Genomic DNA, 26,651 nt, shown 5'->3' with positions numbered 1-26,651 from the left:
TGTACGGCTGTCACACAAGTACGTGGCTCAGGTCAATCCAGAAAGCTAACACCGCTGCCTGAGACACAGGACGCACGATCTGTCCTTTTTCGGACGTGACAATCAGCACCCCGCCCAACGGAACCGACGAGCGGGGAAGGCGGAGGGTTGCTCTGCGCGATAAAGTGATATCACTTAGATAGAAGCAAGATAGGCAGTCAAGCCGTTCAAGACCGGCCACCCAAGGGGGATCCCATGTCCGTTCACGACTCCTCGGCGACCGCCGACATACCCGAGATGCCGGCCCCGCGCGTGCGGGAGTTCACGGCGCACAGCATCGGCGGCGGGCTCGCCCTGCTGCTCGGGCTCCTCGGTCTCGCGGCCGCGGTCGCGCTGTTCGTGGCGAGCTCCACCGTGAACCCCGGCTTCGCCGTCGGCGGCGTCCTGGTCTTCCTCGCCGCCGTCATCGCGATGCGCGGCCTGAACACGGTCGCTCCGGGCGAGGCCCGGGTCGTCCAGCTCTTCGGGCGGTACCGGGGCACGATCCGGCAGGACGGGCTGCGCTGGGTCAACCCCTTCACCTCACGCACGAGGATCTCCACGCGGGTCCGCAACCACGAGACCGCCGTCCTCAAGGTCAACGACGCGTACGGCAACCCGATCGAGCTCGCCGCGGTCGTCGTCTGGAAGGTCCAGGACACCGCCCAGGCCGTCTTCGAGGTCGACGACTACACGGAGTTCGTCGCGACGCAGACCGAGACCGCCGTACGGCACATCGCCATCGAGTACCCGTACGACGCCCATGACGAGGACGGGCTCTCGCTGCGCGGCAACGCCGAGGAAATCACCGAGAAGCTGGCCGTCGAGCTCCAGGCGCGGGTCGAGGCGGCCGGAGTGCGGATCATCGAGTCGCGCTTCACGCATCTCGCGTACGCTCCCGAGATCGCCTCGGCGATGCTGCAGCGACAGCAGGCCGGTGCGGTGGTGGCCGCGCGGCGGCAGATCGTCGATGGAGCGGTGGGGATGGTGGAGGCGGCTCTTGCCCGGATCGCCGAGCAGGACATCGTGGAACTGGACGAGGAGCGCAAGGCGGCGATGGTGTCCAACCTGATGGTGGTGCTGTGCGGGGACCGGGCGCCGCAGCCGGTGCTCAACACCGGGACGCTCTACCAGTGACGGATTCGCCCTCGCCCGAGGAGGCGCCCCGGCGCCGGCCGCAGCAGCGCAAGCAGGTGCTGCTGCGGCTCGACCCGTCGGTGTACGACGCGCTGGCGCGGTGGGCCGGGGACGAGCTGCGGTCGGCCAACGCGCAGATCGAGTTCCTGCTGCGGCGGGCGCTGGCGGAGGCCGGCCGGTTGCCCGGCGAGGCCGGTCCCCTGCCGCGCCGGGGGCGGCCCCCCGGGGGCTCCGCCCCCGGACCCCCGACCACCTGAAGGCCGGGTCCGGGCCGTCGCCGGGTGCGGGCCCGGTGGGGGCTGGTCGCGCAGTTCCCCGCGCCCCTGAAAGACGAGGGATCCGCGTCTTGAAACCGTTCCCCTAGTCGGCCACGCCGCCGGCCTCTCCCGACAGTGCCCACGCATCCGCCACCGGGCCCACGTGGCGCAGCTTGTCCGGGTTGAGGATCGAGCGGATCGTCTGGATACGGCCGTCGAGGATGTCGAGGGCCATGGTGCTCAGGACCCTGCCCGCACGGTCGTAGAGGACCGCGCCCGGCTGGCCGTTCACCTCGCGCGGCTCCAGTACGACACCGGCCCCGTGCAGCCTCGACGTCAGTACGCCGATGACCTCGGTCACCCGCGCGACGCCGACCAGGCCGCCGCCGCTCCACAGCGGCGCCTTGCCGCCCGCGTCGCCGGTCATCCGGACGTCGGCCGCCAGCAGCGCCCGCAGGCCGTCCACGTCCCCTTCCCGGAACGCGTCGAAGAAGCGTCCGGCGAGTTCCTCACGCTCCTTGCGGTCGGCCTCGAAGCGGGGGCGCCCCGCGTCCATGTGCCGGCGGGCCCGGACCGCGAGCTGCCGGCAGGCCGCCTCCGAGCGGTCCACCGCCGAGGCGACCTCCGAGAAGGCGAAGCCGAACACCTCCCGGAGGACGAAGACCGCCCGCTCCAGCGGGGACAGCCGCTCCAGCAGGAGCAGGGCGGCCATCGACACCGAGTCGGCCAGCTGGGCGGAGCGTTCCGGGTCCTCGTAGGGGTCGGTCAGCAGCGGCTCGGGGAACCAGGTGCCGACGTACTCCTCCCGTCGTACCCGGGCCGAGCGCAGGACGTCGATCGAGACCCGGGTGACCACCGCCGAGAGGTAGGCCCGTGTCGAGGCGGGCCGGGTCTGCGCGGTCGTCCAGCGCAGCCAGGTCTCCTGGACCGCGTCCTCGGCCTCGCCGACGCTGCCCAGGATGCGGTACGAGATCGAGAACAGCAGCGGGCGCAGCTCCTCGAACTCCTCGGCCGGGCTCACGCCAGCGCCGCCTTGAACCCCTGCCGCCAGGACGGGTACCGCAGCTCCCAGCCGAGCTCCCGCCGGGCCTTGGCGTTGGAGAAGCCGCGGCCCTGGGTCATGATCACCACCGCCTGTTCGCCGGCCAGCAGCCGGGCCAGCCAGACCGGCGCCCGGTAAGGCCGCTTCGCCCCGGCGCACTCGGCCAGATACGGCAGCCAGTCGGCGGCCGGCGCCGGTTCGTCGTCGACGATGTTGAACACGCCCCGCGCCTTCTGCTCGACGGCCAGCACGGTGGCGCTCGCCGCGTCGTCCAGGTGGATCCAGCTGCTGTAGCCGGTGGCCCGGCCGACCAGGGGGTACTGGCGCTTGCGGACCAGCTCCACCTGGTCGTCGATGGCACCCGGGCCGTAGAAGGCGCCGTAGCGCAGGGCCGCGCCGCCGGCGCCGAGCACCGCGTCCTCCAGGTGCCGGAGAGCCAGCATGCCGCCGTGTGCGGGGGTGCCCGCCATCAGGTCCAGCGGGTCCTCCTCCGTCTTCACCCAGCCGCCCTCGCGGGCGCCGTTCCAGCTGGCGTGACTCTGTGCGACGACATGGGGGACGCCGGTCGCCTCGGCGGCGGCCAGCAGATGGTCCGTGCCCTCGGTGCGCAGCCGGTTGGTGAGGGCGAACCACCGGTCCGGGTGCTTGATGTCGGGCTTGCCCGCGTGCGCCACGGAGATCGCGGTCAGCTGGTGCACGATCACGTCCGGGCGGGCCTCGGCCACCGCGGCCCCGACCGACAGCGCGTCCAGCCCGTCCATCACGACGCCCTCGGCGCCCATTCCCCTCAGCAGCTCCAGCCTGGCGGCGCCGGTCGTCGTGGCCGTCACCTGATGCCCCCGCGCCACCAGCAGCGGCACCAGCCGCCGTCCCAGAACCCCACTGCCACCCGCCACGAAGACCCGCACGGCGATCACCTTCCAGCTACGAGAACCGATTCCGCACCAGAGACGAGACGGGGCCGCCCGGATGTGACATGGCGCTGTCGCACAACCGTGACAATCGGCCCCCACCTGCGCGGAAACACAGCGAACGCACAGTGGGCCGCCATCTGCACACGGTGCGTATACATACCGCGTATACACCGTGTGTAGAGTCATCGCCATGTCCATCGGTCACACCCTTTTGGGGCTCCTGGAGTCCGGCCCGCGCCACGGCTACGACCTGAAGCGGGCCTTCGACGAGAAGTTCGGTCACGACCGGCCGCTGCACTACGGCCAGGTCTACTCGACGATGTCCCGGCTGCTGAAGAACGGGCTCGTGGAAGTCGACGGCATCGAGGCGGGCGGCGGACCCGAGCGCAAGCGGTACGCCATCACCGACGCCGGCGTCACCGACGTGGAGAGGTGGCTCGCGACCCCGGAGAAGCCGGAGGAGTACCTCCAGTCGACCCTGTACACCAAGGTCGTGCTCGCGCTGCTGACGCACCGGAACGCCGCCGACATCCTCGACAGCCAGCGCTCCGAGCATCTGCGCAGCATGCGGATCCTCACCGACCGCAAGCGCCGGGGCGATCTCGCGGACCAACTCGTCTGCGACCACGCCCTGTTCCATCTGGAGGCCGACCTGCGGTGGCTGGAACTGACCGCCGCCCGCCTCGACAAGCTCCGCACGGAGGTGTCCAAGTGAACGCTCCCGCCGGTTCGTTGCTCGCGGCCGAGGCGCTGCGCAAGACCTACGGTCCGACCGTCGCGCTCGACGGGGCCGAGTTCTCCATACACGCGGGCGAGGTCGTCGCCCTGATGGGGCCCTCCGGCTCCGGGAAGTCCACACTGCTGCACTGTCTCGCCGGGATCGTGACCCCCGACGCCGGGTCGATCGTCTACGCCGGGCGGGAGATGGCGACCATGAACGACGCCGAGCGCAGCGCGCTGCGGCGCAGCGAGTTCGGGTTCGTCTTCCAGTTCGGGCAGCTGGTGCCCGAGTTGACCTGCGTGGAGAACGTGGCGCTGCCGCTGCGGCTGAACGGCACCTCCCGCAAGGTGGCCGAGAGGACGGCGCTGGACTGGATGCAGCGCCTGGAGGTCGACGATCTGGGGCGCAAGCGGCCCGGTGAGGTCTCCGGCGGCCAGGGGCAGCGGGTCGCGGTGGCACGGTCGCTGGTGACCGGTCCGCGGGTGCTGTTCGCGGACGAACCGACCGGCGCTCTGGACTCGCTCAACGGCGAGCGGGTGATGGAGCTGCTGACCGAGGCGGCCCGCTCGACCAACGCGGCCGTCGTCCTTGTCACGCACGAGGCACGGGTGGCCGCCTACTCCGACCGCGAGATCGTCGTACGGGACGGGAAGTCCCGGGACATGGAGCGCGCGGTATGAACGCAAGGCAGTGGTCCAGAGATCTGGCCATGGGGGTTCGGTTCGCCTTCGGAGGCGGACGCGAGGGCTGGTTCCGGGCCACGCTGACGGCCATCGGCGTGGGTCTGGCGGTGGCGCTCCTGCTGCTCACCACGGCCATCCCGAACGCGCTGGCCGTACGCCACCAGCGCGATGTGGCACGGGCGGACTACACGTACACCTTCGGCCACCCCATGAAGGCCGGCGAGAAGACGTTCGTCGTCGCGGACATCGACACCCCCTACCGCGGCGCCGACATCCGCGGCCGGGTGATCCAGCGGGAGGGCGCGAAGGCGCCGGTGCCGCCCGGGCTCGCCGAGTACCCGGCGCCCGGCGAGATGGCCGTCTCGCCCGCGCTGAAGCGGCTGCTCTCCTCCGACGACGGAGCGCTGCTGCGCGCCCGGCTGCCGTACCGGATCACCGCCACCATCGCGGAGAGCGGGCTGACCGGCTCGCAGGAACTCGCCTACTACGCGGGCTCCGCCGACCTGGCCGACCACATCAACCCGCCGGACGTGGCCCGGATCGACCACTTCGGCAGCCCCAGGTCACCGGACTCGGAGTCCGACCCGGTCCTCACGCTGCTCGTCCTCGTGGTGTTCGTGGTGCTGCTGATGCCGGTCGGCGTGTTCGTCGCGGCCGCCGTCCGCTTCGGCGGCGAGCGCCGCGACCGGCGGCTGGCCGCGCTGCGGCTGGTCGGCTCCGACGGCTGGATGGTACGGCGGATCGCGGCCGGCGAGGCGATGGCAGGCGCACTGCTCGGCCTGGTCCTCGGCGCCGGCTTCTTCCTGGCCGGCCGTCAGCTCGCGGGCACCGTCGAGGTGTTCGGCACCAGTGTGTTCCCGAGCTATCTCAACCCCTCCCCCGTGCTGGCCGCGCTGGTGGCGGTCGCCGTCCCGGCGGCTGCCGTGCTGGTGACCCTGTTCGCGCTGCGCGGGGTGGTCATCGAGCCGCTCGGCGTGGTGCGTACGGCGAAGCCCGCCCGCCGCCGGCTGTGGTGGCGGCTGCTGCTCCCGGTGGCCGGTCTGGCCGCGCTCTACCCGATGGTCGGGCAGGGCCGCGGCGGCGGCGGCTTCAACGAGTACCTGGTGACCGGCGGCATCCTGCTCCTCCTGGTCGGTGTCACGGCACTGCTGCCGTGGGTCGTGGAGACGGTCGTCGGCCGGCTCGGCCAGGGCGCGGTGGCCTGGCAACTGGCTGTCAGGCGGCTCCAGTTGAGCAGCGGTACGGCGGCCCGCACGGTCAACGGCATCGCGGTGGCGGTCGCCGGTGCGATCGCTCTCCAGATGGTCTTCGCGGGCGTCGAGGCCGACTACACCAAGCGGACCACCAACGACCTCAGCCGCGCACAGATGTCGGTCCAGGTACCGGACGGCGTCCAGGTGCCCGAGGTCGCCAAGGCCATGGCCGGCACCAAGGGCGTGCTGAAGGTGGTCTCGATCGCCAACGGCGAGGCCGGCGACAAGGGCAGGGAGCCGAGCAGGACCGCCTCGGTGAGCGTCGGCAGTTGCGCCTCGCTGCGCGAGGTCGCGACCCTGCCGTCCTGTCACGACGGCGACGCCTTCGTGCTGAAGGGCTCCGACGCCGACTCCGAGACGGCGAAGCTGCTGACGATCGCGGAGAAGCACGGCCGGACGCTGTACCTCAACCCCGCCTACAGCGGCGACACGGACCACGGCGTCGTGAGCCGCTGGACGGTGCCGGCGGGGCTGCGCCAGGCCGAGTCCCGCGAGGACCCCACCGGCTACAAGCGCGACGGTTTCCTGCTCACCCCGGGCGCGCTGCCGCACGGTGCCAGCACGGCGGTGCAGGGCATGGTCTACCTGTCCATCGACTCCGGGATGCGCGAAGCCAGGGAGTACGTGATCAATACGGCGGTCCGGATCGACCCGCTGATGAAGGCGGAAACGCTGGTCTCGGTCGAGCGGGACAGCCAGTTCAACTCCATCCGCACCGGGCTGTTCGTCGGCGCCGCCGCCGTACTGGCGCTGATCGGCGCGAGCCTTCTGGTCAGCCAACTGGAGCAGCTGCGCGAGCGCAAGAAACTGCTGTCGGCCCTGGTCGCCTTCGGCACCCGGCGCCGCACGCTGAGCCTGTCGGTGCTGTGGCAGGCGGCGATCCCGGTCGGGCTCGGCCTGCTGCTGGCCGGTGCGGTGGGGCTGATCCTGGGCACGGTGCTGCTGAAGATGGTCGGCTCCACGGTGCGCGTGGACTGGCCGGGCGTGCTGGCGATGACCGGCTTCGGCGCGGCGGTCGTCCTGGCGGTGACCCTGCTCAGCCTGCCGCCGCTGCTGCGCCTGATGCGCCCGGACGGGCTGCGCACGGAGTAGCCGCGGCCTCCCCCTTCACATGGGCCCCTTCCCACCGGGAGGGGCCCATGTGCGGTGCGGTCACAGGCTGTGCTCCCGCACCACCCTCCGGGTCTGGGCGAACAGCATGCCGACGTTCACCGATTTACGGCAGACGACCACGGCCACCACGTCCTGCTGCTCGTTCATACGGATGAACAGGTGGGTGAGATTGTCGCTGTTGACCAGGATCTCCTGGAAGAAGTGGTTGTCGGAGGTGATGCCGCGGCGCTCCTTGAAGACGTCCTCGATCATCCCGACCGTCCGCCCCTGGAACAGGTCCAGGGTGGCGCCCGCCAGCAGGTCCAGGACCTCGGCCGGGTGGTTGTCGATCGTCTCGTACGCGAGCAGCATCCCGGTGGACATGTCGACCACTCCGGACGCGACGCACTCCGGCGCGTCGTTCCGCAGCGATTTGACCAGGCTCATCACCTGGTCCGAGAAACTTGCGGCCATGCGTTTCGTCGCCATCCCTTCACACTCCCTCTGGAGCCTTCTCGGTGAGGATCGAGCCGATGCGGTCGAGGGCCGGATGGGTCGCCCGGTGCAGGCGGTCCACGTCCATCCCCTCGTCGCCGAGCACGACCATCAGGGCGGTGTCGCCGACGGCGTAGAAGGCGACGCAGCCGTGACTGCCGTACGTCACCGTCTGCCGCAGCACACCGCGCGCGGTGGCCTCGGCCGTGCGGCGCGCGAGGCCCAGGCCGGCGGCCGCGAGGGCGGCGAGGCCCTCCGGATCGATGGAATCCGCCGTGTCGGCGGCTATCAGCATTCCGTCGGCCGCCGCCAGGGCCGTGTCGGTGATTCCGGTGACCCGTTCGCGCAGCCCGCGCATTTCCTGCGCCAGGGCTTCGTGATCCATATGTTCAACTCCCTCATTCCTGACTGAATTCGACCGCTACGGCAATCAACACGCCCTTTTCATTTGGCGGTTCCGTGCCGCAGCCGGAAGAACCCTTTCCAGCTCGCCCCGCTCTTGGACGGGCCGAGGGCTTCGGTGATGCCGCTGGCGCCTGGCTCACGGCGCGGCAGTTCGGCGGGGACGGGGACCGGCTCCGGGGCGGGCGGCGGCTCAGGCGGCGGCTCAGGCGGCGGGGGCGGTTCCCGGTGTCGTACGACGGGAGCCCGCACCGGCATCCGGACCGGGATCCGGGCGATCGGACCGCCGCACTCCAGCAGCCCGTCGCCGAGCATCCGGGCGACCTCCACCGTGACCGTGTAGACCCCGCGCCCGGTACGGAAGGCCAGGTCACGGGCGGTGCGGCGACCGTCGGCGTGCCCGATCAGCTCCCGTTGCAGCGGGGTGAGGGGGCGGTCGGCCGCGGCGGCGGGCAGCGGTCGTTCCCGGTCGGGGCGCACGGGGTGGGGCAGGGCGGCCAGGGCGGCCAGTTTGCGGTTCGCCTCCTGGAGCAGCCGGGCGGGCGGCTCGCCGACGGCGACGGGGGCGTACGGCTCGGTGCCGAGGACCGCCTCGCAGCCGTCCACCCGGCCGGCGACGATGGCGAAAGCCGCGTCCTGCAGCGCCATCACGCACACCACTCTGAGCTGGGCCGCCCCCGCGTAGCCGTGGGCGATCAGGCCGGCGACCGGCCAGCGGGCGCCGCCGGACTCCCGTACCAGCTCGGCCCACTGCTCGCCGTCGATGCGGTCGGAGCGCAGCAGCAGCGCCTCGGGGCCGGGGGCGCCGGGGCTGTCGGCCGCGACCACCAGCCCGGCGCGCAGATGGAAGGCGCCGCCGGGGCTGCCCGGCACCCGCAGTTCTCCGCTGAATCCCTCGCGTCCGCACGCGATCAGGGCGTGCGCGAGCCGGCCGTAACCGGCCCTGCCGAGGGGATCCCGAACCTCCGACATCGCCCCCCTTGGCATATCGGCATTTCGCACAGACGCCTGACGCGTCGCACCGAGGAGGTATGTGTATCAGTTCGAGAGCGCATTCCAGCGACGGATTTCCCACCTGTCGCCGGCTGATGGAAGTTGGACTGTTAGGCCACTCAAATCATGTTGTTCGACACTCATTTGATCGAACGGAGGGCGAAGTCAGATACCTCCGCAGAGGAGTTGGTCATCCTGCGCGGCCGCGTCCTCGATCCTCTCGATCCCTTCGACCGCCTCGGCCCTCTCGGTCTCCTCGGGATCCTCGACGGGGGCCGGTTCGGGTGGTGGGGCGGCGTCGTCGGGCTCCGCGTCCACGTACCGCTCCTCGGAGTACTGGCGCAGATAGCTGACCGCCGTGTTCGAGACCGCCACCAGCGGTACGGCCACCACCGCGCCGCCGATGCCCGCGACCATGCCGCCGGCCGCGACCGAGAGGACCACCGCGAGGGGGTGGACCCGGACGGCCCGGCCGAGGATGAACGGCTGGAGGATGTGACCCTCGATCTGCTGCACCGCGAGGACCACGGCCAGGGTCATGACCGCCGTGAACACGCCCTGGGTGACCAGCGCGACCACCACCGCCAGCGCCCCGGAGGCGACCGCGCCGACCAGCGGGATGAAGGAGAACAGGAAGATGAAGACGGCGAGCGGGACGGCCATCGGGACGTTCAGGAAGTAGATGCCCAGGCCGATGCAGATGGCGTCGATGAGGGCGACCAGGACCGTGCCCCGGACGTAGGCGGTGAGCGTGCGCCAGGCGCGCGGGCCGGCACCGCCGACGCCCTCGCGGGCGGCGGAGGGGACGAGCTTCAGGAACCACTGCCAGATGCGCGCGCCGTCGTACAGCAGGAAGAGCGTCGAGAAGAAGACCAGCAGGATGCCGGTCAGGGCCTCCACGACGACCTGGACGCCCTCCAGACCGAACGACGTTATCTCGTCGGTGTTGGCGCCGATCGCCTCCCGGAGGTTCTTGGCGATCTGGTTGATCTGTTTGTCGGTGACGTGGAAGGGGCCCTTCAGCAGCCAGTCGCGCAGGTCGTTGATACCACTCTGGATCTGGTCGGAGAGCGTGTCGATGTTCTCCATGACCTGCCAGGTCACGAACCAGCCCATCAGTCCGATCACCACGAACCCGGAGATCGCGGTGAGCGCGGTGGCCGGGCCGCGCGGCACCCCGCGGCGGCACAGCCAGGCGACCGTGGGCTGGAGCAGCGCGGTGACCAGCAGCGCGATGACGAAGGCGAAGACGACCAGTTGTACGGAGCTGATGACCCGCATCAGGACCCAGACCGTGCCGGCCAGCACCAGCAGTCGCCAGCCGGCCTCGGCGGCGACCCGCACGGCCCAGGGGACGGCCGTCACGGGGTCGGGGCGGGGGCGGAGGCTGGGCGGAGGCTTCCGGGCGGCGGGCACGGACGCGGAGGCGGAGGCGGAGGCGAGGGCGGGGGCCGGGACGGGTGCCGCCGCCGACGCGGGCGGCACGGGCGGTTCCGGCTCGGTGTGCTCCCGCTCCACCTCGGCCCTGCGCTCGTCCAACCGCTCGCCCATCTCGGTGAGTCCGGCACCGAGCCGGCCGAGCCACTCCGGCACTCGCGACATGATCCGCCCTCTTCCCCCGCGTCCTCGGGTGCTCCTCACCACTCCCCCCTGGAGTCGTTCGGTCCGACCGTACAGGGCGACAGCCCCTCCCCCTAGGACGGGGAGGGGCTGTCGGAGGTTGAGAAAGAGGTGTGTCTCAGTACCAGCCGTTGGCCAGGTGGAACTGCCAGGCGGCACACGGGCTGCCGTACCGGCTGTTCATGTAGTTGAGACCCCACTTGATCTGGGTGGCCGGGTTGGTCTGCCAGTCGGCGCCGGCGGAGGACATCTTCGAGCCGGGCAGAGCCTGCACGAGGCCGTAGGCGCCGGAGGAGGCGTTGACGGCCTGGTAGTTCCAGCTGGACTCGGTGTTCACGATGTCGCTGAAGCACTGGTACTGACCGGACGCGACCATCTGCTTGGCCATCGCCTGGACCTGCGCGATCGTGTAAGAGCTCTGGACCGGGAAGCTGGACGCGGAACGGCTGGCCTCCGTCTTGGCCTGGGCGCGCTCCTTGGCATCCTTCGCCGCCTGCTCGGCCGCGGCCTTCTTGGCGGTCGCGGTCTTGGCGGCTGCCACGCGGGCTGCCTGCTCGGCGTCCTTCTTGGCGCTCGCGTCGGCCTGGATGGCCACGGCGTCGGCCTGCTGCGTCAGGGAAGCGGTCTGCACCGTCGCCTGCTCACCTGCGGGCAGGTCAGCCAGGAGCGTGGTGTCGGCTGCTGTCGCCTCTGCGTCATTGTTCGGCTGCGCCACGCTGCCCGAGGCAACACCGACGACGCTTCCGACAGCGGTGACCGCGGTGGCCGATGCCACCGCGAATCCCCGGACCGAAATCCGGCTCACACGGTTTCCTTCCAGCAGCGCCCGCTTGGGTGACCCTGGCGGACGCAATCGTGCCCCTGGCGCTGGCCTCCTCACTGCTTGGGTCACGGGAGACACGGGCCCGGTGGGCAACTCCCTCGAAGGGAGCGCCGCGTGGTGCTCGGGCGGCATACGACGTCGCTATGGAATTGATGTGGCACTTCTGTTGTTCCGTACCGCTGGGGGTACAGGTGTGTCGTATGCGGGGCCTGACAGGAGTGAGACTCTGCCGTAACCGGACGCCGGGAGGCAATTCCGAGTTGCGTGTGAAAGCTCACATCCCGTTTCCCCCCGGGGATTTCAGGAAACCGCCACACACGAAGGCGCCGCCCGACTAGGCTCAGGGCCTTTGCCGGACGGCGCCAACCGGTGGGTGATCAACCCAAGTTGGACACGCCGATCAGATGTGTCCGTCCTCCAGCATTTCGGTCACAAGTGCGGCGATCTGGGACCTCTCGGACCTGTTCAGGGTGACATGCGCGAAGAGCGGATGCCCCTTCAGCTTCTCCACCACGGCGACCACACCGTCGTATCGTCCCACCCGCAGATTGTCCCTTTGCGCCACATCATGGGTCAGAACGACCCGCGAATTCGCGCCGATCCGGGACAGAACGGTCAGCAGGACGTTCCGTTCCAGCGACTGGGCCTCGTCCACGATCACGAAGGCGTCATGGAGGGAACGGCCGCGGATGTGGGTGAGCGGCAGCACCTCCAGCATCCCGCGGGCGGTGACCTCCTCGATGACCTCGCGGCTGGTGACCGCGGAGAGCGTGTCGAAGACCGCCTGCGCCCAGGGGCTCATCTTCTCCGCCTCGGAACCGGGCAGATAGCCCAGCTCCTGGCCGCCGACCGCGTAGAGCGGACGGAAGACCATCACCTTCTGGTGCTGGCGGCGCTCCAGGACCGCCTCCAGCCCCGCGCACAGCGCCAGCGCCGACTTGCCGGTGCCGGCCCGGCCGCCCATCGAGACGATGCCGACGTCCGGGTCGAGCAGCAGATCGAGCGCGATGCGCTGCTCGGCGCTGCGGCCCTTGATGCCGAACGCCTCCCGGTCGCCGCGCACCACACGGATGTTGCCCTCGGCCGTCACCCGGCCGAGCGCCTTGCCGCGCTCCGACTGGATGGTCAGACCGGTGTGCACGGGGAGGTCCGCGGCCTCCGGGGCGTACACATGGCCTTCCTCGAAGAGGATGTCCACCTGTTCGCCGGACAGGGTCAGTTCGGACATTCCGGTCCAGCCGGAGGAGTCCGTGATGGCGAGTTCGGCGCGGTACTCCTCGGCGAGGAGGCCGACCGACGACGCCTTGATCCTGAGCGGCAGATCCTTCGAGACGACGGTGACGTCGTACCCCTCGGCCTGCAGATTGCGGGCCACCGCGAGGATGCGGGAGTCGTTGTCCCCCAGGCGGTAGCCGCTCGGCAGCACACTGGGGTCCGAGTGGTTGAGCTCGACACGGATCGTGCCGCCGAATTCGCCGATCGGGATGGGGGCGTCGAGACGGCCGTGCCGGACCCGGTAGTCGTCCAGCAGGCGCAGTGCCTGCCGGGCGAAGTAACCGAGTTCGGGATGGTGCCTCTTGGCCTCCAGTTCCGTGACCACGACGATCGGTAGCACTACCTCGTGCTCCTCGAAGCGGGCCATGGCGTTCGGGTCGGCCAGCAGGACGCTGGTGTCGAGAACATAGGTGCGCCGGTCGGACTTGCGGCGCGTTGTGCTGGTCACCACGGAAGGACGTACCCCCTCGGATGAGGTCGGGGAGCGACGAAAGCGAGCTGGACCGGTCGACGGCCGCCCTGCACGGGCCGAAAACCGGCCCCCCGCTGCTTCTTCCGTGCCGTGACCGCACGGTCGGGCTGGTGCAAAGGGCCTCCCGGGCGGACGGCCCCGAGCCGCCCGCTGAGATCCGATGCCCGTGGTTCGGGCATCGACCTGCTTGGCTTATGCCCTCGAACATGCGCCGCCATGCAACGGTCTGCAACGACGCGCAGGTGAACTCCGGGTTACTCGCGCCCCGAAATGGGTGATTTACGCCTCATGGGCGACGTGAGGTCATCCACCGTGACGGGTGGGTCATCCAGCGTGACGGCCGTGCCGGGCATCGTATGCCGTGTTGACGACCGCCGTCACGATGGCGTCACCCGCCGTAGCGGCGGTGGCGGGCCGCGTAGTCACGCAGGGCGCGCAGGAAGTCGACCTTGCGGAACGCGGGCCAGAAGACCTCGCAGAAGTAGTACTCGGCGTGGGCGGTCTGCCAGAGCATGAATCCGGACAGCCGCTGCTCGCCGCTGGTACGGATCACCAGGTCCGGGTCGGGCTGGTCGCCGGTGTAGAGGTGGCGGCCGATCGCGTCGACGGTGACGGAGTCGGCGAGGTCGTCCATCGCGACGCCCTTGTCGTGGGCGTCGAGGATCATCGAGCGGACGGCGTCGGCGATCTCCTGGCGGCCGCCGTAGCCGATGGCGACGTTGACCAGTATTCCCTCGACGTGCGCGGTGGCCTCCTCGGCCTCCTTCAGCGCGGTCTGCATCTGCGAGGGCAGCAGGTCGGGGGTGCCGACGTGGTGGACACGCCAGCGGCCGTCGGCGGCGAGGGTGCGGACGACGTCCTCGATGATGCCGAGGAGGGGGACCAACTCCTCCTTGGCACGGTCGAAGTTGTCCGTGGACAGCAGCCAGAGGGTGACGACCTCGACATCGGTCTCGGAGCACCAGCCGAGGAATTCCTCGATCTTCTCGGCGCCGGCGCGGTGGCCGTGCACGGTGGTGGATCCCGCGGCCTTCGCCCAGCGGCGGTTGCCGTCCATGATGACGCCGATGTGCTTGGGCACCTGTGCGTGGTCCAGGTGGCCTTCCACCCGGCGCGCGTAGAGCCTGACGAGCAGGCCGCGCAGCTTGTCGCGCAGGTTCACTTGAAGTCCGCCCCTCGTGATTCGGCTGCGGGAATGCGGGAGTCCGCGGGCCGAAGCCTACCCCGCTGGGAGTTGGGCGGTGGGGCTCGGGTTGGCGCCCACAGGGGTGGGGGCTTGGGCCGTTCAGCGGCGGTCGGCTTCGTCGTGGCTGGTCGCGCAGTTACCCGCACCCCTTCGGGGGCGTGGCGCCGACGGCGCCTGAAAAGTGGGTGAAAACCGCGGACAAAAAACGGGCCGGTCCGTGGGGGGGAGACGGACCGGCCCGAGGGGGGGTTTCCACCATAACCCTTTGTAAGTGATGCTGCGTGCATCGGCGCGCCTCAACTACTCTCCGCAGTCGCCCGACGACGCCCCGATGGGCCTGGAACGCTGGATTCAAGGGTCTCGCGTGGCCGGTTCGCAGCGGAATCCCAGGAAGTGTTGCCGCATACGGGGAGATCAAGAGGGTTTGAGCCGTCTTGGGGATGCCTCGGCGGGTTGTTCGCCCATCCCCCCGACGGGCGACTCCGGCTGCGAACGGCGGCTTGACGGGAGCCACCGGGGCATTACGGCACCGCGCAGCCCCCTCCGCCGCACGGTGCCGCCCGCGCGGCTTTGCTCACGCGAATTACCTTGGCCTGAACTTACGTGAGCCGTTTGGCTGATGTGAACCCTCAGCGGTAACGATGCGGGAACGCTGTGCAAAGAGAAGATGAACGGGAAGGGCGAACGTTCACTTATGCGTAGCTCCATGAACTAAGGCAGGACTTGACCTCATTGACCCATGGCGTCACGACATGCCCAGCGGGGATCGTTTGTGATCACTCGGGCCGGAGCGGGTGTCCGACGGCTCGGACGGCGGTTCCTGGCCATTCTTCGCCGCCTGGCATTCCAAGGCCGATGGATCAAGCCCCGGCCCACGGCCTGCCCGGCCCGCCCGGCTCGGTGCGGTTCATGTCCCCCACGATCGCAGCGGGTTGTCGGTCGTCCCCGCTGCTAGTTTCGTCCGCCATGACCACAGACGGCGGCAAGTACACCACTGGTGAGAAGGAAACCCTGCGAGCGAGCCTGGCCCGGCACCAGTACGCGGTGCTGTGGAAGCTGGAGGGCCTCGACGACGAACAGCTGCGCCGACCGATGACCCCGTCCGGGACGAACCTGCTCGGGCTGGTGAAGCATCTGGCGTCCGTGCACTACGGCTGGTTCGTGGAGACCTTCGGCGAGGAGGTCGAGCCGCTGTGGTTCGACCCGGCCACCGAGGACATGGCGGCCGGCCCCGAGGAGACGACCCGGCAGATCATCGACTTCTACGGCCGTGCGCGCGCCGCGTCCGACCGGGTGATCGCGTCACGGCCGCTGGAGACCCTGGGCCGGCCCTCCTGGCACGACATGACGGTCTCGCTCCGCTGGGTCCTGGTCGACATGATCGAGGAGACGGCCCGGCACGCCGGGCACATGGACATCCTGCGGGAACTGATCGACGGCGCGACGGGCGCCCACCCACCGGTCACGGATTCGGCGTGACCGGGTCGTAGGCGGCGGCCGCCCCCGTCCCGGAGACCCCGCGCAGGACGAGCAGCACGAACCCCTCGTCCACGGGGTGCTCCGGGTCGTCGTCGGCCGGGACGAACCCGCTCTTCTCCAGCAGCCGTACGGAGGCGGTGTTCTCGGCGAAGAGGTCGGCGTACAGGGGGCGTACGGTCTCCTCCCGGAGGAAGAGGGCGAGGGCGCGGGTGCCGACGCCCCGCCTCCAGTACGCCCGCCCGAGCCAGTACCCGGTGAACCGCCGCTCGCCCTCCCACCAGGCGACGATGTTCCCCGCGACCTCCCCGTCCACGAGAACGGTCCGCACCAGGCCGCTCGGATCCCCGAGCACCCTCTCCCTCCAGTGCCGCAGAAAGGCCTCCCGCGGCCGGGGCGTGAACCTCGACCGCCGGACGGCTTCCGGGTCGTGCTCATAAGCGAGGAAGAACTCGAGGTCGTCGTCCAGCACGGGACGCAGGCGCACACGAACATCATCGGTCGTCATCATGCCCGCGAGCATGGCACCACCCACTGACACCGCCCCCTGCTCCTACTCCTACTCCTACTCCTACTCCTACTCCTATGGCACGAGCGGCCGGACCTCCTCCGCGGTGAACCGTACGAAGCCCTCGGGGTCGGGCTCGTCCCCCGTCGGCTGGAGGATCACGGTGTCGGCACCGGCCTCCACGAGCCGCTGCACGGCCTTGGCGACGGCTCCCGCGTCTCCGGCGACTCCGAGGTCGGGGACGGACTCCAGCCCCTCCTCGACAAGTTCGGCGCGGAGCCGGTCGGCGGCGTCGGGCCCGGTGGCGGTCAGAAGATAGACCACGACCTCATGCCGCTCGTCCTCTTCCCGCCCGGCGGCGACCCGCCCCTCCTCGATGAGCCGCCGCGCCCGGCGGACGCCATCGGGCGGGGTGGCTGCGGTGAGAACGGTCCCGTCGGCGGCCGCACCGCTGAGCCGCAGGGAGCGGGGGCCTGTGGCACCGGCGAAGACAGGAACGGGCCCGGCGGGCGGCCAGTCCAGGGCGACGTCATCGAGCCGGACGTACCGCCCGCTGACGGTGAGCCGCTCCCCTCGCAACAGCGCCCGCAGGGCGTCGAGATGCTCCCGCAGCAGGGTCAACGGCGACTCCGCGCGGGCCCCGACCTGCCCCATCCAGTCCTGCACACCGTGCCCGACCCCGAGGACGGCACGCCCCGGGAACATCCGGTGCAGCGTGGCGGCCTCCATGGCGGTGATGGCGACGTTCCGCAACGGCACGGGCAACAGCCCGACCCCGACCCGCACCCGCTCGCTCCAGGCGAGCGCGGCAGCGGCAGCCGAAATCCCCCCTTCCCGAAAGCAGTCCTCCCACAACCACAGCTCCTCAAGCCCCACGTCATCAGCAAGCCGAACGACAGCTTGCAGCCGCTCGGGCGGAAGTTGGGGACGGAACACAGCGCCGAGTGCAGTCATGGAGGATGTCCTACCCGGGGTAGCCGAACCGTCACAACTGAAATTGCGTCTCGGCCCTCCAGGCCACCATCGTCAGGTGCCGACCGAGCCGCTGTCCGGTACACGGACCCCGGCTCGACGAGCGAGTTCCAGTGCGTGAAGACCGGCTCCATGGGCTTCGGCAGGGAGACCTGGATTATAGCTCGGGCGCTGATGGATCACGTAGAGGCGGCGGGGACCCGGCACGGCGATCACCGCGGCGAAGCGGGGGTCCCCCGCGGACCAGATCTCCCGTACCTGTGCTTTCCGTTCGGCCTTGGCACGCTTACCGAGGCGTCCACCCCACCAGATGGAACGCACATGTGAGTGCATGACCATCGTCACCTGCTGATCCGGCATCTCAGGGTTGGGGAACTTCAGCCAGGCGTAACCGTTTCCGACACCGGGGATGTTGCCGAGCCCGCTCTCCAGTTCCATGTGCACCTGCCAGGGGTATTGCCGCAGGAGTCGACGCGCGCGAAACGCTCCCCTCCAATAGGCCCATTGAAGGAACGTTCGATAGAACGTGTAGGCCATCGGGACGAAGAAGAGCCACAGCGTCCACGTGATCGACGTGCTCACGTACCACGCCAGCAGTGCCACCCAGGCCGCAGGCCAAAGGATCTGACCAAGGGCGGCACAGATCAGCAGCAACGCCCAGGCACGGCGGGTCGCCGGGTCGTCCCAGGCCATGCGGCACGTCGGCGACATGTCACTCCTTGTCGGGTACGTCATCTGACACACATGGAAGCGGGTTTTCGAAACTGACCGAATCGGCGATGTCCGTAAGCAGGGCCCGGTAGTGCCTTGCTCGCGCGACGGATGCCGTGGCGAGTTGGAGAATTGCCATGCGCCGGCCGTCGGGGCATGGCGCGTAGGCCGTGATCTGGAGCAGTTCGCACGGTGCGCCCAGGCCCAGCTCCGGTGGTGCCGTCAGGCGTGTCTGCACGAGTGCGGCCGGACCGCACGGCAGGTCCAAGAATTCGATGTGCTCCGCGCTCTCCGTGCCGGCCGCGGCGCGGGCCGCAAGTACGCTGCGTGGGGCCCAGTCCGTGCCCCGCCATGCAAGCATGACGAGCGACAGCACCGGGCTGCCGTCTCCTTCGTCATCGGCATGCAGTCCCAGGCAGCAGTGCACCGTTCCGGCTTCGACGAGCAGTCGGGCCAGCCGGAGCACCGGGCCGAGCCCGATCAACGGCCCTTCCGTCTGGACCGGTTCCCGCTCGGCGGCTGTCAGCTCCAGCAGGGGGAGCGGGATGAATCCAGGAGGCAACACGAACCAGATGTCGGCGTCCTGGCTCCTGGCCGACTCATCGATCACGTAGGAAGCACCACTCATGTCGCTTCCCCCGCACCGCGCAGCAGGAAGTGCAGGGCACCCATCGTCGCCGGAACATCGATCCCCAGAGTTCTGGGTCCGTCAAGGAGGTTGCTGACCGTCTTGGCCGCGTCGTTGTCCAGGGTGTCGGCGCAACTGCTCGTCACACCGTAGACGGCGGTCCCGGCCCCCAGGATCGTCGCCGGTTTGTCAATCTTCTCGACGATCGGTGCCAGTCTGCCGCCGAACACCCGGGAATGGGCCAACAAGCTGGCCGCCCCGCCTGCAGCGGCGGCCTCCGACCTGATCGAGGTACCGACCGTCTTCAACGATGTTCCGGCATTGGTTCCGAGCCTCGCCAGCTTCTGCCCGGTCGTCAGTACCTCGACGCCCTCTGCCGCGAGCGACAGTAGTTCGCCGGACTCCCCCAGAGAACGGAGTCCGATGTAACTGCCCTTGGCCACCGCCCCCAGCCCCGGCAGCATCCCGAGGAAGTCGCCCGCGACTCCCAGCAGGTTGCACCAGAAGTCGATGTCCAGCTCGCCCTTCGTGAGGCCGTCCTCCAGTGATGCCAGCACTTCGGGATCGCTGACCCGCAGGCCGAAGGCCATACCGCTGAGCAGGCCCGCCGCGAGGAACAGCATCCACGGGGCGACCGCCGTGAGACCGAGCAGTGCGATCACCCCCAGGACGGCGGCGCACGCGCTGAGAATGTCCGGGAGGTTGTCTCCCACCCAGTCGGTGAACATGTCCCACGCGTTCGGCTCGTGAGGCGCCAGCTTGTGGGTGGCGTCGCTGATGTGCCGGGCCCGCCTGCGTGCGGTGTCCTCGTGCTCGCCCGCGAGGGAGCGGGCGCGCTTCAGTACGCCGTCGAGTTCCCCCTGTGCCGTCTCGACCCTGCTGTTCGCCTTGCCGAGAGCCGAGCCGCCGTCATCGTGCACGTGGCCCGTGCCCGGCCTTCCCGAGGTCTCCTTCACCTTGTCCGCGTGCCCCTGCGCACGCTGCAACGCGTCGCGCGCGGCCTTGGCCTCTCCGTCGAGCTTCTTCGCGCGCCGCTGGAACTCCTCCAGTTCCGCGCCCCACAGATCCAGCTGCTTCGCGGCCTTGTCGACGGAATGAGCACCGTTCTTCAGGTTGAGCGGCAGCGGCCCGCCCCTCAGTTGCTCGCGGAAGGCGACCGCCGCATCCCCCTCCCAGTAGCTGCCGTTCATGAGCCTGGTGACCTTGGAGTGCGCCTTCTCCATCTCTACGGCGCAGTCGGACAGCTTGCGGTGAATGTCCCGCACCAGGTCCATGTCGCCCGGAGCCGGGTCGAAGCCGAGGTGGGGATAGGGGTCGGCGCCCGTCACGTGCTCCCGCCCTTTCGCCTCGCCTTGTCCAACGCCTTCTCCAGGGCCATGTCCACCTCGCGAAAGTCGTCCTTGGCCTTCTTGGTGATGTCCATGAGTTCCGCGATCTGCTCGGCGATCTCCCCGGCTCCGTGGTGCCAGTCCTCCTGAAACCGGTCGCACGCCTTGTCCAGATCGTCCGCGCCCAGGCCGTTGACGCCTGGGTCGTGCAACACCTTCTGCAGAGCAACGAACGAGTTCTTGGCCTTCGTCAGGTCTTTGAAGAACTTGTCGAGCTCCGTACCGTCGACCTTCAGCCGCTCAGCCATGCTTCCCTCGCCACGTCGTGGGTCCCGTGCGCCGGCGGCTGACGGACTGGATCTCCTGGACCGGGACGCGACGGTGGTTTCGAACACGTACGGCGCATCGCCCGAGGGCGGCGGGCGGCGCGGAACCAGGTAGGGCGGCTCACTTGGGGACTCCAGGTGGGGCTAGGGACCTCTTGATCCACTCAACGACGTCCCGGGCCCGAGTGACACGTGTCCGGCCCCCGGAGGCATCACCTGTCGCCCGCATTTGCGGATACGGTCGGTACGAGCAGCTGCGGCGGAGCCATGGAGAGAGGCTGGACATGGGGCGCTGGCGGGACGGGCGGGGGACGTTGGTGGTGCAGCGGAGTGGGGGTGCGGTGATGAGCGTGCCGCTGGAGATCGCCACCTCTTACCGCGCCCGCACCAAAGGGCTGTTGGGGCGGGATGGCCTTGAGGGGGCGATCCTGCTGTCCCCCGCCAACGGGATCCACACGTTCCGGATGCGCATCCCGATCGACGTCGCCTATCTCGACCGCCGGCTCACGGTGATAGCGGTGCGCACCATGCGCCCCGGCCGGCTCGGTCTGCCCCGCCTGCGCTCGCGGCATGTGCTGGAGGCCGAGGCCGGAGCCATGGCGTCCTGGGGCGTGGAGGCGGGCACGCGGGTCACGGTGGATGCGGAGCAGCCGTTGTAGCCGGAGCAGCCCACTCGCTCCTCAACCGGGCAGGCGGTAGGCACCCGCTCGTGGCAGTACCGCCCACATGCGGGTGCCGCCGCCTGGTTGCCTCACCTCGCCGAATCCCCAGTCACCCTGGCTGGCGCGGACGACCTCAGCCAGGGTGGCTAGCGCGTCCCGGCGGCGGCTGTCGCATGCGGTGGACAGACGTGTGTTCACGTGGCGGGGGTGGCCATCGTAGAGGATCACGCGTAGCGCGTCGTCGCGGTAGCGCAACGCCAGGTACACCTCGTCGGTTGGCGTGAAACGGCAGGCACAGGCGGCCAGTTCGGCGGCCACCAGTTCGGCCGCCGGTGCCACGTCCTCCAGCCCGTGGGCCCGCAGGATCAAGCAGGCCACCCCACGGGCGATGGCCGGGCTCTGCGGAGCTGCGGGGAGAGTGAGGCTGTACGTGAGGGATTCTGGAGCCGGCGGCTCGGGGCGCGCTTCGTCGCGGGTCGGGATCCAGCAGGACGTGAGGAATGTGGACATCACAACTCCCGGTGGCGGTGAATGGGTTGGCCTCCGGCGGGTGACTCGTCTCCCTGGCACGGCCAAACCCCTCCCAGGGAAGGAGATTGCGGGCGGGCTCGTGCGATGCGCTTCCGGTTCGGCGGAGGGGTCATGTGTAGTCGATTCGTCACCGACCGTAGGTGCATGAGAGTCACAGTGTCCATCCAGTTGGAGATAATTACCCCCACTAGGGCTACGGCAGACTGTTCAACACGACCGCGGGAAGGGACGGCATGGCCACGAGAACCACGCCGACGGAACGGCAGAAACGCCTGGGTGCCGAGTTGCGGAAGATGCGACTCGCCGCCGGTGTCAGCACGGAGTACGCCGCTGGACTGCTGGGCATCGACCGCACCCGGCTTTCCAACATGGAGTCCGGGATCCGACCCTTCTCGACCGAACGCATCCGCACTCTCGCCTGCAACTACGCGTGTACCGAGACGCGTTACGTCGAGGCGCTGGCCGCGATGGCCGAGGGCAAGGAGCGGGGCTGGTGGGAGCAACACCGGGGCACCCTGCCCGCCGGACTGCTGGATATCGCCGAGCTGGAGTGGCACGCGGCACGGGTGCGGACCGTGCAGTTCATGCACGTTCCCGGACTTCTCCAGACCGAGGAGTACGCCCGCGGCATCTTCGCCGCCGTACTACCGCAACTGACGCGACTGGAAGTCGAACTACGAGTGGCTCACCGTATGCAGCGCCAGCAGGTCTTCGAGCGAGCGCAGCCTCTGCCGTATGCCGCCTACGTCCACGAAGCGGCGCTGCGCATGCGATTCGGCGGTGCCAAGGCGACTCGGCAACAACTTGAGCACCTGGCCGCCCAGTCGGAACGGGAGGACATCTGCGTGCGCGTCGTTCCGACGGATGTGAGTGGATTCCCCGGGGCAGGCCATGCTTTGTTGTACGCCGATGGTGCGGTGCCCCGACTCGACACCGTTCAGCTCGACTCCGCGCACGGGCCGGAATTCACCGGCGCGGAGGCTCAACTGACCAAGTATCGTGCCCACCTGGAGTGGATGGAAGACGCGGCACTGCCCCCGTCAGCCTCCCGCGACCTCATCCACAACGTCGCCCGCGAGCTCTGAGGGAGCACCATGGCCGGCATCGACTGGGAAGATCCGTTCTGCGGGGAAGGCAACAACTGCTTCCGCATAGGCACCGACGCCGACGGCAACGCCTACCTCGCCGTCGCCGGACAGGAGGAGCGCCACCTCACCGACAGCCGCGAAGCACTGCGTGCCCTCATCCTGGGGATCAAGGCCGGAGAGGCCGATCACCTTCTGTAGTGGGCCCAGGTTCAACCCTCGCGTCAGAACGGTCACCCATTGTGATGACGCGCGTCGATTTCGCCGGTTACGGTGGATGAGCAGGCCGAGAATCCCGCCTATGGGAGGAATCATGACCGCCGAGCCCCTCGCCGAGCCGAACGCCGCGCCCGGCCGCCGCTGGCCGGTGCCGCCCCAGGACGGATACACCGTGGACGACCTGTTCACGTTGGCCGACCTCCCGCCGCACACCGAGCTGATCGACGGGAGCCTGGTTTTCGTGAGTCCGCAGCGGCGCTTTCACGCCAAGATGATCGAATTGCTGCTGAACGGCCTACGCCGCACCGTGCCGCAGACCCTACGGGTGGAACGCGAGATGACCGTCCTGCTCGACCGCCGCAACGGCCCCGAACCTGACCTCTCCGTGGTCCGGGCCGAAGCAGTCACCGGACTGGAGCAGACCCGGTTCGAGGCCACCGACGTCGTCCTCGCTGTCGAGGTCGTCTCGCCTGACTCGGAGGCCCGCGACCGCGACACCAAGCCGCACAAGTACGCCGCCGCGGGCATCCCGCACTTCTGGTTGGTCGAGATGACGGGCGCGGGCAAGCACCCGGTCGTACGGGTCTATGAACTCGACCCCGTGACCAAGGCCTATGCCCTGGCCGGCACCTACCGAGAGCAGCTCAAGATCGGCGCCCCGTTCGACGTCGACGTCGACATCTCCCTGGACGCGCTCCAGGAACTGTGACCGTCGCCCTGCCCTCCGTCAGCGGTTCAGGTCCATGACCCCGACTCCGAGCCCTGCGTAGGCCTCCGGCGCGACCGTCGCCACCAGCGCCCCGTCGGGGAGCGCGACGCTCGGCCGCGCCGCATGCACGGCAGCCGCGACACCGAAGCCGACATCGGCTCGGCACAACTCGGCAACGGTCACGGCTGTCGCGTAGTCATCGTCGACGAAACGCAGAACGTCTACCAGGACGCCGGCATGAGCGACGATCCCGGAGCGCTCACGCTCGGCCTCCAAAAGACAGAGAACCGGCACCCAAAGGCGCACGTCATCACTTGCCGCCGCCGCATGGATGAGTCCGGAGACCTGCTTGTTGCCCCCCATTGCCAGCAGCGTGGCACTGTCGAGGACATAGTGCTCGACGATGTTCAACGGGGTGGCTCCGGCTCCGCCAGCCTGGCCCGATGAGCAGCCGCGGCCTCCCGCATCTTGCGCCGCATCTCTGCGGACTCCTCGTCGGTCACGTAGTGCCCGAACCGCTCGGCAAGCAGAGTACGGGTGCGCTCGGCCCGTTCCTGGATCTGCTCTGGAGTCAGGGTCTGAGCCGCTATCTCTTGCATGAGCGCACGGAGACTGGTCCCGCGCGCCTCCGCCACGGCGGCGAGCTGGTCACGGACTTCGGCAGGCACGCGGATCATGACATCGGACACGGTGCAAGTATACGTCGCGTATACGCCCCCGGTGAGCGGTCGGCCAGCAATCCGTTCCAGTTCACTACCATCCCCACATGGACTCTGCGGAGCAGTGCAGCAAGGACGGGAGCCCGACCCAGAAGGTCAGCGTGTCCATGTCGGCGTACATGAGCGCGGCCGTCGAGCGCCAGATACAGCGCGACCTGCTGGAGGAACTGCTCCAGGCGAAGGAGGCGGAGATCGGGCCCCCCTCACCGGACGTCCAGGAGTGGGCCGCGGAGATCTTCGGTGAGGCTGAGTCCATGGCGGCGAACAAGCCCGCAGGGGACACAAGTACGCGACTGTTTCCCTGGACGAGATGAACTCCGTCGGTGTGTGACCGCGGTCAGCTCCCCGGCCGCGGGAACGTGACCTCCACCCTGCGGTTCTTCTTCCTGCCCTCCTCCGTGGAGTTGTCGGCGATCGGGTACTGCTCGCCGTAGCCGCGGACGTCGAAGGTGATGTTCGGATCATTCAGGTCCTGGTCGAGTACGCCCTGTACGGCGTTGGCCCGCTGGCGGGAGAGGATGTCGCCGTGGGCCGAGGAGCCCAGGTTGTCGGTGAAGCCGAAGACGCGGACCTGGGTCGCGTTCTGCTTCCTGATCTCGTCCGCGATCGCGCCGATCCGCGCCTTCGCCGCCTCGCTCAGCTTCGCGCTGTCCTTGCTGAACAGCACCTCGGCCTGGAGGGCGAACGTCACGTCCGCGTTGGTGTCCTCCCTGCGCTCGTCACCGCTCTGGTCCTCCACGACCGACTTGATGTCCAGCACCTTCGGCTCCGCGAGGGTCGCGCCCTCGGGGAGTTTCAGGTCGGGGTCGGTGGGGTCGATCTTCACGGGGGCGGAAGCGGAGGGTTCGGTGCCCGGGGGGACACTCGGATCGGTGCCGTCGGCCCTCGCGGCGGTCGCGCCGTAGAGATTCGTCACCAGGAGGAGCGTGGCGGCGCCCAGGGTCAGGGGCAGGCGTGGTGTGGTCACTTCGGCCTCACCCGGAGATCTTGATCGTGCCGCTGGAGAAGGTGGGGAGTTGGAGGGTCACTTCGGTGGTGTCGGCCGGCGGGGCGGGGAACTGCATGAAGACGGGGATGGTCTGGCCGGAGTCCACGTTCGTGATGCCGGTGCTGGTGAGCGGTCGGCCGTCCGTGTCGCGGAGGACGTAGTAGCGCTTCTTGCCCTTGGAATCCACCAAGGTGGCCCCGCCGAGGGAGAAGCCGTGCTTGGTGATCTCGGTTTCGTCGCCGCTCACCTGAGCCGGGATGACGACGGAGTTGGCTCCGTCGTTCTTGATGTCACCGTTCACGGTGACGAAGCCGCCCGAGTCCCGCTGAGCTGAGGTGACCTGGAGCAGCAGCCCGCCTTCTCCCTTGAGTTCGGCCAACGGAGTATCCGACTGCCCTTCCTGGGCGCTCGCGTTCGATCCACCACTCTTGGACGCGGAGGCGGATGCCTGCGGAGTCTTGCCGTCGTCACCGCCACCGCCACCGCAACCGGCGACGCCTACGGCGAGACCGGCCGCAACCGACAACGCGACCATCCCCCTGCGAGCCTTCGCAGTGAACCGAATGCTCATCGCTCCGCCTCCTCCTTCACTCGTCGATTCGCTTGTCAGTCGGCCAGATGGACGTCGAAGAGGTCCTCGGGGCCCGGAAGATGCGTCGGGTCGGTCGGGTCCAGGATCCAGTTCCGGTCCCTGCAGGAGAGTTCGGGCAGGACGCCGCCGCCACCGGTAGGAGTGAACGTGCAGAGTTTCTCGATCACAGCCGTGGCGTGTGCCGTCGACTTCATGCTCTCGGTGCCGGGTACGACGGAGCTGCCCACGGTCTTGTTCGTCTCGGCGTCGACCTTGTAGCTCAGCGGCCCGTCGGAGACGCACTGCGCCGTCGCGTCGTTCTGGGCCGCCAGCTCGTTGGCACGCCAACACGAGTCGGCCACCGACACATTGCCGTCGAAGATGTCCTGCCACTTGGTCGGGTCGAGTACGTCCTTCACCCACTGGTCCGCAAGCTCGTCACGCGTGTTCATGGCCGCGGCGAGCGCCGCCGCGTCGGCAGCCGTCTGTGCACCGTTGCGGTTCACCGCGGCCTGGCCGACCGCGAGGTACGCGAACGCGAGAAAGAGCAGGCCTCCCACTACCGTGATGTAGATAGGGAAGGCCTGCCCCGAGTCGCCGTAACGGCGGAGACGCATCACGTGATCTTGGTGATTTCCGCTGTGATCTTGGTGAGGATCGTCTGACCGATGCTGGTACCCGTGACCGCCAGCACGATCGCCACCACCACCGCGATGATCCCCAGATACTCGACCGCGGTCTGCCCCCGGTCGTCGGCGCGCCGCTGCATCGCAACAAGCATCCTCAGCATCAGGTCGCTCATGGTGGTGCTCCCCTCCGGGTTCGGTTCCGATCG

The 26,651-nt window shown here is 69.2% G+C and carries 33 protein-coding genes; 11 read left to right on the top strand and 22 right to left on the bottom strand.

The genetic code is table 11. The features are described 5' to 3' along the window. The first annotated feature begins 234 nt into the window (after positions 1–234). Both ACIRR9_RS02170 and ACIRR9_RS02165 read left to right on the top strand, forming a co-directional pair. Complete coding sequence (locus ACIRR9_RS02170; protein WP_403746623.1) at positions 235–1,155, top strand: SPFH domain-containing protein; 921 nt, start codon at positions 235–237, stop codon at positions 1,153–1,155. After that, the gene (locus ACIRR9_RS02165) at positions 1,152–1,412 is read left to right on the top strand and encodes a hypothetical protein (RefSeq protein WP_365340044.1); all 261 of its coding nucleotides are present in this window, start codon (positions 1,152–1,154) and stop codon (positions 1,410–1,412) included. Before ACIRR9_RS02170 ends, ACIRR9_RS02165 begins: the two co-directional genes overlap by 4 nt. A gap of 103 nt (positions 1,413–1,515) precedes the next feature. Here the strand turns inward: ACIRR9_RS02165 and ACIRR9_RS02160 are convergent, their stop codons facing one another. Both ACIRR9_RS02160 and ACIRR9_RS02155 read right to left on the bottom strand, forming a co-directional pair. Next, a complete protein-coding gene (locus tag ACIRR9_RS02160) occupies positions 1,516–2,433 on the bottom strand; it encodes an RNA polymerase sigma-70 factor (protein WP_403746621.1) in 918 nt (305 codons plus the stop codon). Next, positions 2,430–3,371, bottom strand: a complete 942-nt coding sequence (locus tag ACIRR9_RS02155) for an NAD-dependent epimerase/dehydratase family protein (RefSeq protein ID WP_403746618.1) — start codon at positions 3,369–3,371, stop codon at positions 2,430–2,432. Before ACIRR9_RS02155 ends, ACIRR9_RS02160 begins: the two co-directional genes overlap by 4 nt. A gap of 187 nt (positions 3,372–3,558) precedes the next feature. Between ACIRR9_RS02155 and ACIRR9_RS02150 the strand changes: the two genes are divergently transcribed. Genes ACIRR9_RS02150 through ACIRR9_RS02140 form a run of 3 tightly spaced genes read left to right on the top strand, consistent with a single transcriptional unit; the run spans position 3,559 to position 7,117 of the window. After that, positions 3,559–4,083, top strand: a complete 525-nt coding sequence (locus tag ACIRR9_RS02150) for a PadR family transcriptional regulator (protein ID WP_403746615.1) — start codon at positions 3,559–3,561, stop codon at positions 4,081–4,083. Further along, complete coding sequence (locus tag ACIRR9_RS02145; RefSeq protein WP_365340050.1) at positions 4,080–4,769, top strand: ABC transporter ATP-binding protein; 690 nt, start codon at positions 4,080–4,082, stop codon at positions 4,767–4,769. Before ACIRR9_RS02150 ends, ACIRR9_RS02145 begins: the two co-directional genes overlap by 4 nt. After that, positions 4,766–7,117, top strand: coding sequence for an ABC transporter permease (locus tag ACIRR9_RS02140; RefSeq protein ID WP_403746611.1), 2,352 nt, complete (start codon positions 4,766–4,768; stop codon positions 7,115–7,117). The genes ACIRR9_RS02145 and ACIRR9_RS02140 overlap by 4 nt, the downstream gene beginning before the upstream one ends. A 60-nt stretch (positions 7,118–7,177) precedes the next feature. Here the strand turns inward: ACIRR9_RS02140 and ACIRR9_RS02135 are convergent, their stop codons facing one another. From ACIRR9_RS02135 to ACIRR9_RS02105, 7 genes are all read right to left on the bottom strand, one after another. Then, a complete protein-coding gene (locus ACIRR9_RS02135) occupies positions 7,178–7,606 on the bottom strand; it encodes a hypothetical protein (protein ID WP_365340054.1) in 429 nt (142 codons plus the stop codon). A gap of 4 nt (positions 7,607–7,610) precedes the next feature. After that, positions 7,611–7,997: a roadblock/LC7 domain-containing protein gene (locus ACIRR9_RS02130; RefSeq protein WP_365340056.1), complete on the bottom strand. Its 387-nt coding sequence runs from the start codon at positions 7,995–7,997 to the stop codon at positions 7,611–7,613. Between the two features lie 59 nt (positions 7,998–8,056). After that, positions 8,057–8,986 carry a MarR family transcriptional regulator gene (locus tag ACIRR9_RS02125; protein ID WP_403746607.1) on the bottom strand — a complete coding sequence of 310 codons (930 nt, stop codon included), beginning with the start codon at positions 8,984–8,986 and terminating at the stop codon, positions 8,057–8,059. Between the two features lie 186 nt (positions 8,987–9,172). Continuing rightward, on the bottom strand, positions 9,173–10,609 hold the full coding sequence (locus tag ACIRR9_RS02120) for an AI-2E family transporter (protein WP_403746604.1): 1,437 nt from the start codon (positions 10,607–10,609) through the stop codon (positions 9,173–9,175). A gap of 136 nt (positions 10,610–10,745) precedes the next feature. Further along, positions 10,746–11,432 carry a transglycosylase SLT domain-containing protein gene (locus tag ACIRR9_RS02115; RefSeq protein WP_365340061.1) on the bottom strand — a complete coding sequence of 229 codons (687 nt, stop codon included), beginning with the start codon at positions 11,430–11,432 and terminating at the stop codon, positions 10,746–10,748. 418 nt (positions 11,433–11,850) lie between these two features. Next, positions 11,851–13,176, bottom strand: a complete 1,326-nt coding sequence (locus ACIRR9_RS02110; RefSeq protein ID WP_403746601.1) for a PhoH family protein — start codon at positions 13,174–13,176, stop codon at positions 11,851–11,853. A 409-nt stretch (positions 13,177–13,585) separates the two neighbouring features. After that, a complete protein-coding gene (locus tag ACIRR9_RS02105) occupies positions 13,586–14,359 on the bottom strand; it encodes an isoprenyl transferase (protein WP_365340065.1) in 774 nt (257 codons plus the stop codon). A gap of 990 nt (positions 14,360–15,349) precedes the next feature. On the opposite strand from ACIRR9_RS02105, the gene ACIRR9_RS02100 reads away from it, so the two are divergent. Next, positions 15,350–15,862: a DinB family protein gene (locus tag ACIRR9_RS02100; RefSeq protein ID WP_403746598.1), complete on the top strand. Its 513-nt coding sequence runs from the start codon at positions 15,350–15,352 to the stop codon at positions 15,860–15,862. Here the strand turns inward: ACIRR9_RS02100 and ACIRR9_RS02095 are convergent. The 6 genes from ACIRR9_RS02095 to ACIRR9_RS02070 all read right to left on the bottom strand — a co-directional run bounded on the left by ACIRR9_RS02095 (position 15,846) and on the right by ACIRR9_RS02070 (position 20,314). After that, the gene (locus ACIRR9_RS02095) at positions 15,846–16,367 is read right to left on the bottom strand and encodes a GNAT family N-acetyltransferase (RefSeq protein WP_403747027.1); all 522 of its coding nucleotides are present in this window, start codon (positions 16,365–16,367) and stop codon (positions 15,846–15,848) included. The two genes, ACIRR9_RS02100 and ACIRR9_RS02095, sit on opposite strands and share 17 nt — an antisense overlap. Before the next feature lie 75 nt (positions 16,368–16,442). Further along, a complete protein-coding gene (locus ACIRR9_RS02090) occupies positions 16,443–17,321 on the bottom strand; it encodes an LLM class flavin-dependent oxidoreductase (RefSeq protein WP_403746596.1) in 879 nt (292 codons plus the stop codon). 72 nt (positions 17,322–17,393) lie between these two features. Further along, on the bottom strand, positions 17,394–18,050 hold the full coding sequence (locus tag ACIRR9_RS02085; protein WP_403746595.1) for a hypothetical protein: 657 nt from the start codon (positions 18,048–18,050) through the stop codon (positions 17,394–17,396). A gap of 1 nt (position 18,051) precedes the next feature. Then, entirely contained in the window at positions 18,052–18,678 is a 627-nt protein-coding gene (locus ACIRR9_RS02080) for a hypothetical protein (RefSeq protein ID WP_403746592.1), read from the bottom strand. Continuing rightward, positions 18,675–20,006: a hypothetical protein gene (locus ACIRR9_RS02075; RefSeq protein WP_403746589.1), complete on the bottom strand. Its 1,332-nt coding sequence runs from the start codon at positions 20,004–20,006 to the stop codon at positions 18,675–18,677. The genes ACIRR9_RS02080 and ACIRR9_RS02075 overlap by 4 nt, the downstream gene beginning before the upstream one ends. Then, positions 20,003–20,314 (bottom strand): hypothetical protein, encoded by a 312-nt coding sequence (locus tag ACIRR9_RS02070; RefSeq protein ID WP_403746587.1) that lies wholly within the window; start codon positions 20,312–20,314, stop codon positions 20,003–20,005. Before ACIRR9_RS02070 ends, ACIRR9_RS02075 begins: the two co-directional genes overlap by 4 nt. 302 nt (positions 20,315–20,616) lie before the next feature. Between ACIRR9_RS02070 and ACIRR9_RS02065 the strand changes: the two genes are divergently transcribed. Next, positions 20,617–20,991 carry a DUF192 domain-containing protein gene (locus ACIRR9_RS02065; protein WP_403746586.1) on the top strand — a complete coding sequence of 125 codons (375 nt, stop codon included), beginning with the start codon at positions 20,617–20,619 and terminating at the stop codon, positions 20,989–20,991. Positions 20,992–21,012: 21 nt separating this feature from the next. Here ACIRR9_RS02065 and ACIRR9_RS02060 read toward each other — a convergent pair whose 3' ends face one another. Continuing rightward, positions 21,013–21,504, bottom strand: coding sequence for an ATP-binding protein (locus ACIRR9_RS02060; RefSeq protein ID WP_403746583.1), 492 nt, complete (start codon positions 21,502–21,504; stop codon positions 21,013–21,015). A gap of 254 nt (positions 21,505–21,758) precedes the next feature. On the opposite strand from ACIRR9_RS02060, the gene ACIRR9_RS02055 reads away from it, so the two are divergent. The 3 genes from ACIRR9_RS02055 to ACIRR9_RS02045 all read left to right on the top strand — a co-directional run bounded on the left by ACIRR9_RS02055 (position 21,759) and on the right by ACIRR9_RS02045 (position 23,538). Then, positions 21,759–22,610 (top strand): helix-turn-helix domain-containing protein, encoded by an 852-nt coding sequence (locus ACIRR9_RS02055; protein ID WP_403746582.1) that lies wholly within the window; start codon positions 21,759–21,761, stop codon positions 22,608–22,610. A gap of 9 nt (positions 22,611–22,619) precedes the next feature. Continuing rightward, positions 22,620–22,811 carry a hypothetical protein gene (locus tag ACIRR9_RS02050; RefSeq protein WP_403746580.1) on the top strand — a complete coding sequence of 64 codons (192 nt, stop codon included), beginning with the start codon at positions 22,620–22,622 and terminating at the stop codon, positions 22,809–22,811. 112 nt (positions 22,812–22,923) lie between these two features. Then, positions 22,924–23,538, top strand: coding sequence for a Uma2 family endonuclease (locus ACIRR9_RS02045; RefSeq protein ID WP_403746578.1), 615 nt, complete (start codon positions 22,924–22,926; stop codon positions 23,536–23,538). Between the two features lie 18 nt (positions 23,539–23,556). On the opposite strand, the gene ACIRR9_RS02040 is transcribed toward ACIRR9_RS02045, so the two are convergent. Both ACIRR9_RS02040 and ACIRR9_RS02035 read right to left on the bottom strand, forming a co-directional pair. Then, entirely contained in the window at positions 23,557–23,949 is a 393-nt protein-coding gene (locus tag ACIRR9_RS02040; protein WP_403746576.1) for a hypothetical protein, read from the bottom strand. Then, the gene (locus ACIRR9_RS02035) at positions 23,946–24,227 is read right to left on the bottom strand and encodes an Arc family DNA-binding protein (protein ID WP_403746574.1); all 282 of its coding nucleotides are present in this window, start codon (positions 24,225–24,227) and stop codon (positions 23,946–23,948) included. The genes ACIRR9_RS02040 and ACIRR9_RS02035 overlap by 4 nt, the downstream gene beginning before the upstream one ends. A 77-nt stretch (positions 24,228–24,304) precedes the next feature. Between ACIRR9_RS02035 and ACIRR9_RS02030 the strand changes: the two genes are divergently transcribed. Further along, positions 24,305–24,571, top strand: coding sequence for a hypothetical protein (locus ACIRR9_RS02030; RefSeq protein ID WP_403746572.1), 267 nt, complete (start codon positions 24,305–24,307; stop codon positions 24,569–24,571). A gap of 23 nt (positions 24,572–24,594) precedes the next feature. Here the strand turns inward: ACIRR9_RS02030 and ACIRR9_RS02025 are convergent, their stop codons facing one another. From ACIRR9_RS02025 to ACIRR9_RS02010, 4 genes are read right to left on the bottom strand one after another with little or no spacing between them, the layout of a single operon-like run. Then, positions 24,595–25,224 carry an OmpA family protein gene (locus tag ACIRR9_RS02025; RefSeq protein ID WP_403746570.1) on the bottom strand — a complete coding sequence of 210 codons (630 nt, stop codon included), beginning with the start codon at positions 25,222–25,224 and terminating at the stop codon, positions 24,595–24,597. Between the two features lie 7 nt (positions 25,225–25,231). After that, positions 25,232–25,816 carry a hypothetical protein gene (locus tag ACIRR9_RS02020; protein ID WP_365340077.1) on the bottom strand — a complete coding sequence of 195 codons (585 nt, stop codon included), beginning with the start codon at positions 25,814–25,816 and terminating at the stop codon, positions 25,232–25,234. A gap of 35 nt (positions 25,817–25,851) precedes the next feature. After that, complete coding sequence (locus ACIRR9_RS02015) at positions 25,852–26,433, bottom strand: pilus assembly protein TadG-related protein (protein ID WP_403746567.1); 582 nt, start codon at positions 26,431–26,433, stop codon at positions 25,852–25,854. Continuing rightward, positions 26,433–26,618 (bottom strand): hypothetical protein, encoded by a 186-nt coding sequence (locus tag ACIRR9_RS02010; protein ID WP_403746565.1) that lies wholly within the window; start codon positions 26,616–26,618, stop codon positions 26,433–26,435. The genes ACIRR9_RS02015 and ACIRR9_RS02010 overlap by 1 nt, the downstream gene beginning before the upstream one ends. Positions 26,619–26,651 lie beyond the last annotated feature (33 nt).

It is taken from the genome of Streptomyces sp. NPDC101234 (genome assembly GCF_044767525.1).
Taxonomy (GTDB): Bacteria; Actinomycetota; Actinomycetes; order Streptomycetales; family Streptomycetaceae; genus Streptomyces; species Streptomyces sasae.
Note: the sequence above shows the minus strand (reverse complement) of the source record. Positions and strands in the feature narration are given on the sequence as shown.